10 protein-coding genes are annotated in these 10,159 nt (G+C 64.7%); 8 read left to right on the plus strand and 2 right to left on the minus strand.

Annotated elements, in window-relative coordinates; translation table 11 throughout:
- Nucleotides 1-45: 45 nt before the first annotated feature.
- The 3 genes from ggt (at nucleotide 46) to ABIB78_RS32495 (ending at nucleotide 4,344) form a co-directional block, all read left to right on the plus strand.
- A complete protein-coding gene (ggt, locus tag ABIB78_RS32485) occupies nucleotides 46-1,791 on the plus strand; it encodes a gamma-glutamyltransferase (RefSeq protein WP_429032172.1) in 1,746 nt (581 codons plus the stop codon).
- A 214-nt stretch (nucleotides 1,792-2,005) separates the two neighbouring features.
- Nucleotides 2,006-3,304 (plus strand): MFS transporter, encoded by a 1,299-nt coding sequence (locus ABIB78_RS32490; protein ID WP_429032175.1) that lies wholly within the window; start codon nucleotides 2,006-2,008, stop codon nucleotides 3,302-3,304.
- A 143-nt stretch (nucleotides 3,305-3,447) separates the two neighbouring features.
- Entirely contained in the window at nucleotides 3,448-4,344 is an 897-nt protein-coding gene (locus ABIB78_RS32495) for an SDR family oxidoreductase (protein WP_429032177.1), read from the plus strand.
- Between the two features lies 1 nt (nucleotide 4,345).
- Here the strand turns inward: ABIB78_RS32495 and ABIB78_RS32500 are convergent, their stop codons facing one another.
- A complete protein-coding gene (locus tag ABIB78_RS32500; RefSeq protein WP_429032179.1) occupies nucleotides 4,346-4,681 on the minus strand; it encodes a GIY-YIG nuclease family protein in 336 nt (111 codons plus the stop codon).
- 105 nt (nucleotides 4,682-4,786) lie between these two features.
- On the opposite strand from ABIB78_RS32500, the gene ABIB78_RS32505 reads away from it, so the two are divergent.
- Nucleotides 4,787-5,212 carry a DUF1330 domain-containing protein gene (locus ABIB78_RS32505; protein WP_429032181.1) on the plus strand — a complete coding sequence of 142 codons (426 nt, stop codon included), beginning with the start codon at nucleotides 4,787-4,789 and terminating at the stop codon, nucleotides 5,210-5,212.
- 8 nt (nucleotides 5,213-5,220) lie between these two features.
- Here the strand turns inward: ABIB78_RS32505 and ABIB78_RS32510 are convergent, their stop codons facing one another.
- Entirely contained in the window at nucleotides 5,221-5,886 is a 666-nt protein-coding gene (locus tag ABIB78_RS32510; RefSeq protein WP_429032184.1) for a glutathione S-transferase family protein, read from the minus strand.
- Nucleotides 5,887-6,017: 131 nt separating this feature from the next.
- On the opposite strand from ABIB78_RS32510, the gene ABIB78_RS32515 reads away from it, so the two are divergent.
- The 4 genes from ABIB78_RS32515 (at nucleotide 6,018) to panE (ending at nucleotide 9,947) form a co-directional block, all read left to right on the plus strand.
- Nucleotides 6,018-6,605, plus strand: coding sequence for a DUF2239 family protein (locus ABIB78_RS32515; protein WP_429032187.1), 588 nt, complete (start codon nucleotides 6,018-6,020; stop codon nucleotides 6,603-6,605).
- A gap of 234 nt (nucleotides 6,606-6,839) precedes the next feature.
- On the plus strand, nucleotides 6,840-8,195 hold the full coding sequence (locus tag ABIB78_RS32520; RefSeq protein WP_429032189.1) for an MATE family efflux transporter: 1,356 nt from the start codon (nucleotides 6,840-6,842) through the stop codon (nucleotides 8,193-8,195).
- Nucleotides 8,196-8,307: 112 nt separating this feature from the next.
- Nucleotides 8,308-8,913: a 2-hydroxychromene-2-carboxylate isomerase gene (locus tag ABIB78_RS32525; RefSeq protein ID WP_429032191.1), complete on the plus strand. Its 606-nt coding sequence runs from the start codon at nucleotides 8,308-8,310 to the stop codon at nucleotides 8,911-8,913.
- 116 nt (nucleotides 8,914-9,029) lie between these two features.
- Entirely contained in the window at nucleotides 9,030-9,947 is a 918-nt protein-coding gene (panE, locus tag ABIB78_RS32530) for a 2-dehydropantoate 2-reductase (protein ID WP_429032193.1), read from the plus strand.
- The last annotated feature ends 212 nt before the right edge of the window (nucleotides 9,948-10,159 follow it).

The raw sequence follows: 10,159 nt of genomic DNA on the forward strand, positions 1-10,159 counted from the left end.
TGGGCCGGTTTGCTGAGACGGCGATGAACAGGGCAGGACACTTCGATGGCGCTGACAGCAACGATGTCACGACGGCTGTTTGCCGCTCTTCTGGTTATTGGCATCGCTGCGCCGGCACTCGGTCAGGTGCAGCGTCGCGCCTACGAACCGCCGGTCGCTGATACGATTCGGAGCATTCGCGCCGAAAACGGCATGGTGGTGGCGCAGGAGAGGATCGCCGCGCGGGTTGGCACCGACATCCTGCGGCAGGGCGGCAATGCGGTCGACGCCGCGGTCGCCACCGGCTTTGCGATGGCGGTGACCTATCCACGCGCCGGCAATATCGGCGGCGGCGGCTTCATGGTGATCCACCTCGCCGGGCGCAATGAAGACGTCGCGATCGACTATCGCGAGATCGCGCCGCAGGCCGCAACGCGCGATATGTTCCTGAACGCCGACGGCAAGCCTGATCCGGACAAGTCGCGCAATTCCGCGCTCGCGATCGGCGTGCCGGGCACGGTCGCGGGCCTTGCGCTGGCGCTGGAGAAATACGGCTCCGGCAAGTTCACGCTGGCGCAGATCGTCAAGCCCGCCATCGATCTCGCCCGCGACGGCTTCACCGTCACCGACGATACATCGGACACGCTGCCGGACATGTATCGCCGCATGTCGCGTTGGGCGAATTCGGCCAAGACGTTCTCGCACGCCGACGGCACACCGCTGCATGAGGGCGACCGCCTGATCCAGGGCGATCTCGCTGGCGTACTGACGGCGATCGCCGAACAGGGACCGCGCGGCTTTTACGAGGGTGCGATCGCCGAAAAGCTCGTCAGCGGGATCAGGAATGCCGGCGGCATCTTCAGCCTCGAGGATCTGAAATCCTACCAGCCGATCATTCGCACGCCGATCCGCGGCAGCTATCGCGGCTACGACATCGTCTCGATGCCGCAGCCGTCTTCCGGCGGCGTCGTGCTGCTGGAGATCCTCAACATCCTCGAAGGCTTTCCGATGTCGGACATGAAGCAGGGCTCGGCCGCCTCGCTGCATGTCATGATCGAAGCAATGAAGCGGGCCTATGCCGATCGCGCACGCTATCTCGGCGATCCCGCCTTCGTCGACGCGCCGACGCAGCTACTGATCGGCAAGGATTATGCCGCCAGGCAGCGCGCGACCATCGACCTTGCCCGCGCCACGCCCTGGACCGATGTGCGGAACGCCAAGCAACCGCATGAGGGCGACAACACCACGCACTATTCCGTCGTTGATGCCAGCGGCAACGCTGTCAGCAACACCTACACGCTGAACTTCCCCTACGGCGTCGGCCTCGTCGCCGACGGCACCGGCGTGCTGCTCAACAACGAGCTCGACGATTTCACCGCGGCACCCGGCGCCTCCAACGCCTTCGGCCTGGTCGGCTTCGAGGCCAATCTGCCGGGACCTGGCAAGCGCCCGCTGTCGTCGATGTCGCCGACCATCGTGCTGAAGGACGGCAAGCCGGTGCTGGTGACCGGATCGCCCGGCGGCAGCCGCATCATCTCCGCGGTGACGCAGATCATCGTCGACGTGATCGACTACAGAATGGATATCGCGGCCGCGGTCGCCGCGCCCCGCATGCACCATCAATGGCTGCCCGACGAGGTCCGGATCGAGCGCGGCTTTCCCGACGAGGTGCTCGCCGAGCTGCGTGCCAAGGGCCACAAACTGCTCGAGCCGCTCGGCTACTCCTCCGCGAACTCGATCGTCGTCACGACCAACGGTCTGCTCGGCGCACCCGATCCGCGCACGCGCGGCGCGGAGGCCGCGGGATACTAGAGCATTTTCGGTTCTGGTTGAATCAGAACCGGAGCTCTAGCTTCTTGTTTGGACGTTTTCTTCACGCGAACCGGCATCCACTTCGCTCGAAAACGCTATAGAGGCGGGTAAACCCGCCTTTGCCCGGCCGGCAACATCGCGATAGATTGGCGGTCCGCGTAATTCCGGCCGCGGATCGCAAAGAGCCGGTGAAAGAGTTCTCCGGGGAACGCGCATGAGCACGGCCGAATCCAAATCGATCGAAGTCGCAGAGATCGAGGACACCAGCCTCCTCGCCTTCTATCGCGACATGAACCTGCAGGAGCGGCGCACGTTCTGGGCCTGCGCGTCGGGCTGGACGCTCGACGGCATGGATTTCATGATCTATCCGCTCGTGATCGGCACCATCATCACGCTGTGGAAGGTCGACCCCGGCACCGCCGGGCTCGCGGGCACCGTGACGTTGCTGGCCTCCGCCGTCGGCGGCTGGCTCGGCGGCTACCTCTCCGACCGGATCGGGCGGGTGAAGACGCTGCAGCTCACCATCATCTGGTTCTCGTTCTTCTCGCTGATCTGCGCCGTGGTGCAGAATTTCGACCAGTTGCTGATCGCCCGCGCGCTGCTCGGCCTCGGCTTCGGCGGCGAATGGGCGGCCGGCGCGGTGCTGATCGGGGAAGCGATCCGGCCGCAATATCGCGGGCGCGCGGTCGGCTCGGTGCAGTCGGGCTGGGCGATCGGCTGGGGCCTTGCGGTGCTGGCGCAGGCGATCCTGTTCTCGGTGCTGCCTCCGGAAAACGCCTGGCGCTGGATGTTCGCGATCGGCGCGCTGCCGGCACTGCTGGTGTTCTATCTGCGCCGTTACGTCACCGAACCCGAGATTTCCGCCGCGACATTGGCGCAGCAGCAGGCGTCCGGCACCGGACCGGCCGCTTTGTGGGAGATCTTTCACGGGCCGATCCTGAAGACCACGCTGCTGGCCTCCCTGGTCGGCACCGGCATGCAGGGCGGCTACTACGCGATCACTTTCTGGGTGCCGCGCTTCCTCACCACCGAGCGCAAGCTCTCGGTGGTCGGCTCGACCGGGTATCTCGCGACGCTGATCATCGGCTCCTTTATCGGCTATCTGGTCGGCGCCTGGCTTGCCGACCGGATCGGCCGGCGCAATCTGTTCCTGATCTTCTCGATCGGCGCCATCGCGATCGTACTGCTCTACACCCAGCTGCCGCTCTCCAACGAGGTGCTGTGGGTGCTCGGCTTTCCGCTCGGCTTCTTTGCCTCGGGCTATTTCTCCGGCATGGGGGCGTTCCTGACCGAATTGTATCCGACCCGGCTGCGCGGCTCCGGCCAGGGCTTCTGCTACAATTTCGGCCGCGGCGTCGGCGCGCTGTTTCCATTCCTGGTCGGCGCGCTCTCGACCACGACAACGCTCGCCAACGCGATCGCGATCTTCGCGGTGGCGGCCTATGGCGTGTTCTTCATCGCCGCCTACGCGCTGCCGGAAACCCGCGGCCGCGTGCTGCATGCGGATGGGTAGGCGGTGAGGTAGCGCAATGATGTCGCCGCTTGCTTCGCTTCGCCTCTCCCCTCTCCATGCAGTGCGCCGTATGGAGGGATACCCCTCTCCCACAAGGGGAACGGGAGTCTGACATGGTGCGTCCCTAACTGGAGGCCTTTCTCATGACATCGCTCAAAGGCAAGACGCTGTTCATCTCGGGTGCGAGCCGCGGCATCGGGCTTGCGATCGCGCTTCGCGCCGCGCGTGACGGCGCCAATGTCGCGATCGCGGCGAAGACAGCCGAGCCGCATCCGAAGCTGAAGGGCACGATCTACACCGCAGCCGACGAGGTCCGCGCCACCGGCGGCAAGGCGCTGCCGGTACTCTGCGACATCAGGGACGAGGCGCAGGTGATGGCAGCGATCGAGCAGACCGTCGCCGAGTTCGGCGGCATCGACGTCTGCATCAACAATGCCAGCGCCATCAGCCTGACCAACTCGCAGACGACCGACATGAAGCGGTACGACCTGATGATGGGCATCAACACCCGCGGCACCTTCATGGTGTCGAAATACTGCATTCCGCATCTGAGGAAGGCGGAGAATCCGCACATCCTGATGCTGTCGCCGCCGCTTGACATGAAGACGAAATGGTTCGAGCGCTCGACCGCCTACACGATGGCGAAGTTCGGCATGAGCATGTGCGCGCTCGGGCTGGCGGGCGAATTGAAATCCGCCGGCGTTGCCGTCAACGCGCTGTGGCCGCGCACCACGATCGCGACCGCCGCGGTCGGCAACCTGCTCGGCGGCGACGCCATGATGCGGGCGAGCCGCACGCCGGAGATCATGGGCGATGCGGCCTATGCCATCGTCACGCGGCCGTCGCGCGAATTCACCGGGCATTTCTGCATCGACGACAAGGTGCTCTATGCCAATGGCGTGCGCGAATTCGAGCACTATCGCGTCGATCCATCGGTGCCGTTGATGTCGGATTTCTTCGTGCCCGACGACGACGTGCCGCCGCCCGGCGTCACCGTGCAGCCGCTGCCGTCAGTCGGCGGCGCACAGACGTCGCGTTAATCTAGACTGCCGACGCGTTCAGCCGCGCGCGCCAATGCTGCACGCGCTCTTTCAGCAGCGTGTCGCGCACATAGGCAAGCTCCTCGTCCTCGATCCGCTCCAGCGTTTCGAGCGACAGATTGTCCGCGCCATGCGCTGACCACGCGCGCTGCAGCTCGGCATTGCGATGGCTGCCCATCCGCAGCGTGAACCAGATGCGGTTCTGGATTTTCTCCAGATCGAGCGCCTGCCCGACCCAGACCTCGCCGGTCGCGCGGCAGCGGATCGCAAACACGCCGGCGACAGCAGCGCGTTTCTTGTAGTCGGCAATGGCCAGCTTGCGGTCCTCGGTCTTCACGGCGGCTCCTGTCGGGTCGGTCGACGGTTTATACCCGGATATTATTGACAAAGCAATTACACCCGGATAAAACGTCGCCATCGGAGCCGAATGGGACGACCTGACATGGAGACCACCTGCTATCTGGAGCCGACCTGGAACGCCGGTCGCGACTTCGCCCAGCGCGCGATCGCGGGCGAGCTGGTGATGCTCAACCTGCTGCGCTTCCGCGCGATCGCCGACTATTCGCAAAGCCCGGAGCTGGCGCCGGCGCAGCCGGTCACGGGTGCGGAAGCCTACGACCGCTATGTCGCCCATACGCTGCCGCATCTGCGGAAGAGCGGCGGCGACATCCTGTTCATGGGTGAAGGCGGCTCGTTCCTGATCGGTCCCGAGGGCGAGCGCTGGGATCGCGCGATGCTGATCCGGCAGAAGAGCCGCGGCGCGTTCCTCGCCTTCGCGGTGGCGGAGGCCTACCTCGCCGGCATCGGCCACCGCACCGCGGCGCTGGCCGATTCACGGCTGCTGCCGCTGGTCGAGCTGCCGCGATGACCGAGATGCTAGCGGCCAACCTCGTACGGCCCACCCTTCTCGAGCGCCCGCGCATAGGCAGGCCGCGCGTGGATGCGCTCGAGGAAGGCGACACATTTCGGGTGCCCGTCCTCAAGCCCGCCGCGCGCGGCGGCAGCCTCGAGCGGAAAGCTCATCTGGATGTCGGCGCCGGAGAATTCGTTGCCGGCGAACCACTCGCTCTTGCCGAGTTCGCCTTCCCAATAGGCCATGTGCTGCTTGATCTGCGGATTGACCAGCGTGGACAGCGCCTGGTTCGAGACCTTGCGCACCAGCGGCCGCAGCAGCGCCGGCGCGCGCTTCGGCATCAGCGTGAACAGCAGCTTCAAGAGCAGCGGTGTCATCGCCGAGCCTTCGGCATAGTGCAGCCAATAGGTGTAGCGCAGCCGCTCCGGCGTATCGGCTTGCGGGATCAGGCGGCCATTGCCGTAGGTCGCGATGATGTATTCGAGGATCGCGCCGGATTCGGCGATGGTGTTGCCATTGTCGGTGACAACAGGCGACTTGCCGAGCGGATGGATCGCGCGCAGCTCCTTCGGCGCCCGCATGTCGGGCTGCCGCTGATAGCGGACGATCTCGTAAGGCACGCCCAATTCCTCGAGCAGCCACAGCACGCGCTGCGAGCGGGAATTGTTGAGATGATGAACCGTCAGCATGGGCGTCCCCTGAAATATCGGCGCAATCGGGCGGCGTTTGGTGCCAGCCGGGAACAAGAAAGTCGAGATCCACGGGCCGTGATTGCTGAGAATTATCCGGGCAATAGGTCGCGCAATCTGAGAGGTCTATCATGAATCCCGCCTATGTCGCCTTCGAAGGCGAGCATCGCATCGGGGCCGGTGACCTCCCGGAGGTTGCGCGCGCCGCCAAGCAACACCTCGACCGGCACAACGACGCTGCGATCCTGGTGTTCAACGGCCACACCTCGGCGCTGGTCGACATCGATTTCCGCGGCTCGGTCGACGATGTGCTGGCCCGCCTGCCGAAGCTCGCGTCTCCGCTCGACGTGGAGCCGAAGACACCGGCCGCGCCGCGCGGCCCGGGACGACCGAAGCTCGGCGTCGTCGCGCGCGAGATCACGCTGTTGCCGCGGCATTGGGACTGGCTCGCGCAGCAGAAAGGCGGCGCATCAGTTGCGATCCGAAAGCTGATCGACGAGGCGCGGCGCTCAAGCGGCGACAAGGACCGCACGCGCAGCGCGCAGGACGCCGCCTATCGCTTTATGACAGTGATGGCCGGCAACCGGCCAAACTACGAGGACGCGATCCGGGCGCTGTTCGCGCACGACCGGCGGCGCTTTGCGACGCTGATCGCGGACTGGCCGGCCGATATCCGTGATCACACGATCAAGCTCGCCTATGGCGATCAAGCGGACTGATTCATTTTGAATAGTGTGGACGAATAACCTCAAGCAGGATGTCGTCCCTGCGAAAGCAGGGACCCATAACCACTGAAGAGCATTGCAGCGCGTCGAACTAGCCGCGTGCCCTTAGCAAAGGCCGCGGAGTATGGGTCCCTGCTCCCGTGCGCAATTGCGCACTAGGCAGGGACGACAGCGGTGTGTGCTGCCTGACCTACCCAAGCTGCACAAGCTCGGTACCATTCCTGAAAGTTGAACGTGTCCAAGCCTCCCTCCCTACGCAAAACCTTCCTGTTCTTCCTCGCACCGATGCTGCTGAGCAACATGCTGCAGTCGCTGTTCGGCACCATCAATGGCGTCTATCTCGGCCAGATGATCGGCGTCGACGCGCTCGCCGCTGCGTCGGTGTTCTTTCCGGTGATGTTCTTCTTCATTTCCTTCGTGATCGGCCTGAGCGCGGGAGCCTCCGTCATGATCGGCCAGGCCTGGGGCGCGGGCGAGCCCGACCGGGTGAAAGCGGTTGCCGGCACGACCATGACCGTGACGCTGCTGCTCGCGCTCGCGATCGCGATCCTCGGCGGCCTGTTCGCCCGGCCGCTGCTGATCGCGCTCGCCACGCCATCGGACGTCCTCGACGCCGCGGCGTCCTATGCGCGGATCATGATGATCACGATGCCCATAACCTTCGCTTTCCTGCTGCTTGCGGCGATGATGCGCGGCGTCGGCGACACCGTGACGCCGCTGGTGGCGCTGACGGTCTCGACCGTCGTCGGCCTCGTGGTGACGCCCGCGCTGATCCGCGGCTGGCTCGGCCTGCCGATGCTGGGCGTCGCCAGTGCCGCCGTCGCCTCCGCGGTCTCGGGCGTGGTGACGCTGCTCTGGCTGCATGTCCACATGCTTCGGCACCGGCATCCGCTCGCCTTCGACGCCGCGTTCCTGCGCGCGATGCGGCCGAACGGCGCCTTGCTGCGCATCGTGCTGCGTCTCGGCATTCCGACCGCGATCGGCATGGTGGTGGTCTCGCTCGCCGAACTGGTGCTGCTCGGCCTCGTCAACGGCTTCGGCTCGGCCGCCACCGCCGCCTATGGCGCGGTCAACCAGGTGATCGGCTATGTGCAGTTTCCGGCGATCTCGATCGCAATATCGGTGTCGATCTTCGGTGCACAGGCGATCGGCCGCGGCGATTCCAACCGGGTCGGCGCCATCGTCAGGACCGGGATCGAGATGAATCTCGCGCTGACCGGCGGACTGGTCGTGCTCGGCTATCTCTTCGCGCGGCCGCTGATGGGCTTCTTCATCGTCGACGGTGCGGTGCTCGCGCTCGCGCAGGAGCTTCTGTACATCGTACTGTGGAGCATGGTGCTGTTCGGCATGGCGACGGTGTTCTCGGGCGCAATGCGCGCCGGCGGCACGGTGTGGATGCCGCTGTTCATCTCGATCCTGGCAATGGCGCTGGTCGAGGTGCCGGTCGCGATCCTGCTCAGCCGCGCCATCGGCATCAGCGGCATCTGGATCGCCTATCCCGTCACCTTCGCAACCATGTTCGTGCTGCAGATGGCCTATTACGCCCTGATATGGCGCAAGCAGACCATCAAGCGGCTGATTTGACATCACGCACCGCTGCTCACATGATGATTATCATATTCTACTGATGGCACCTGCGGCAGCAGGCCCATGCTAAAACAAGCCCATACGAGACAAGTCCAGGGGAGACACCGCCGTGAGCCAAAATCCGCAATTCCTGTTCGATTTCGGCAGCCCCAACGCTTTCCTCAGCCATGAGGCGATCCCAGCGATCGAGCAGCGCACCGGCATCAAATTCGAATATGTCCCGATCCTCCTCGGCGGCATCTTCAAGGCCACCAACAACAAGTCGCCGGCCGAGACGCTGGCCGGCGTCAAGAACAAGCCCGAGTTCCAGAAGATCGAGACCGAGCGCTTCCTCAAGCGCTTCAACGTCAAGCCCTACGTCTGGAACCCGTTCTTCCCGGTCAATACGCTGAACCTGATGCGCGCGGCGGTCGCCGCCCAGCTCGAAGGCGTGTTCGAGACATATATCGAGGCGGCCTTCCACCATATGTGGGTCGAGCCGAAGAAGATGGACGATCCGGAAGTGGCCGGCAAAGCCATCGCTTCCTCTGGCCTCGACGCCGCCAAACTGTTCGCCCGCGCGCAGGACGCCGACGTGAAGGCCAGGCTGATCGAATACACCCAGTCGGCCGTGGAGCGCGGCGCGTTCGGCTCGCCGACCTTCTTCGTCGGCAAGGAGATATTCTTCGGCAAGGAGCAGCTGCGCGAAGTCGAGGAATTGGTGTCGGGAAAGTGAGATGAGCAAATGGCCAATAGCGAGTAGCGAATAGTCGACCGGTATCCTTATCTATTCGCCACTCCCGTTCGCAATTCGCTCGCTTCCCGGGCAACAACAAAGAAGGACAAATTCCCATGCGTGTTCTCGTGGTCGGCGCCGGTGCGATCGGCGGTTACTTTGGCGGCCGGATGCTTGAGGCCGGCCGCGACGTCACCTTCCTGGTGCGGCCCCGCCGCGCCTCCGAGCTCGCCTCCGCCGGGCTTTTAATCAAGAGCCCGAACGGCGACGTCACGCTGAAGAATCCGCCGACCGTGCAGGCCGACAAGCTGTCGGACAAGTTCGACGTCGTGCTCCTGAGCTGCAAGGCATTCGACCTCGAGGATGCGATCAAGTCCTTTGCGCCCGCGGTCGGCGACAAGACCGCGATCATCCCGCTGCTAAACGGCATGCTGCATCTCGATGCGCTGGACAGGAAGTTCGGAGCTCAGCACGTGCTCGGCGGTCTGTGCGCGATCGCGGCGACGCTGAACGAGAAGCGCGAAGTGGTGCAGCTGCAGCCGATGCAGTCGCTGGGTTTTGGCGAACGCACGGGCGGGCTATCCGACCGGGTGCGCGCGATCGCCGAAACCTTCTCCGCGATCAACGGTGCCTGCGCCAGCGAGCACGTGATGCAGGACATGTGGGAGAAATGGGTGTTCCTGGCGTCGCTCGCCGCCTCCACCAGCCTGATGCGCACTTCCGTCGGCAACATCCTGGCCGCGCCCGGCGGCGAGGATTTTCTGCTCGGCATCCTCGACGAATGCAGCGCGATCGCCGCCGACGCCGGCCACGAGCCGGCCGGTCCGTTCTTCCAGCGCACCCGCGGGCTTCTGACCACCGAGGGCTCGCCGATGACCGCATCGATGTTCCGCGACATCAAGGCAGGGCTGCCGGTCGAAGCCGATCACGTGATCGGCGATCTGATCGTGCGCGCCGACGCGGCCAAGATCCCGGTGCCGAAGCTGCGCACGGCCTACACGCATCTCAAGGCGTATGAGAAGCAGCGGGGGTAACTCCGGTGTCGTCCCTGCCTAGTGCGCAATTGCGCACGGGAGCAGGGACCCATACGCCGCGGCCTTTCGATTTGAAGCGGTCGGGGTTGATATCCCTTCAAGACAATTGAGGTCGGCGGTTGATGGGGTGGACGGCCCCCTACGGCATCAGTTGTGCCAGAATGAGGTTGTTGCAAATCTCAGACAAGGGAGCCGTCCGTGAGAGAGATTAT

Source organism: Bradyrhizobium sp. I1.14.4, from assembly GCF_050435825.1.
Classification (GTDB): domain Bacteria; phylum Pseudomonadota; class Alphaproteobacteria; order Rhizobiales; family Xanthobacteraceae; genus Bradyrhizobium.

Excerpts from the sequence above, each read along its gene's own strand:
- ggt (WP_429032172.1), top strand. The coding sequence starts at position 46 with ATGGCGCTGACAGCAACGATGTCACGACGGCTGTTTGCCGCTCTTCTG.
- ABIB78_RS32490 (WP_429032175.1), top strand. The coding sequence starts at position 2,006 with ATGAGCACGGCCGAATCCAAATCGATCGAAGTCGCAGAGATCGAGGAC.
- ABIB78_RS32495 (WP_429032177.1), top strand. The coding sequence starts at position 3,448 with ATGACATCGCTCAAAGGCAAGACGCTGTTCATCTCGGGTGCGAGCCGC.
- ABIB78_RS32505 (WP_429032181.1), top strand. The coding sequence starts at position 4,787 with ATGGAGACCACCTGCTATCTGGAGCCGACCTGGAACGCCGGTCGCGAC.
- ABIB78_RS32510 (WP_429032184.1), bottom strand. The coding sequence starts at position 5,886 with ATGCTGACGGTTCATCATCTCAACAATTCCCGCTCGCAGCGCGTGCTG.
- ABIB78_RS32515 (WP_429032187.1), top strand. The coding sequence starts at position 6,018 with ATGAATCCCGCCTATGTCGCCTTCGAAGGCGAGCATCGCATCGGGGCC.
- panE (WP_429032193.1), top strand. The coding sequence starts at position 9,030 with ATGCGTGTTCTCGTGGTCGGCGCCGGTGCGATCGGCGGTTACTTTGGC.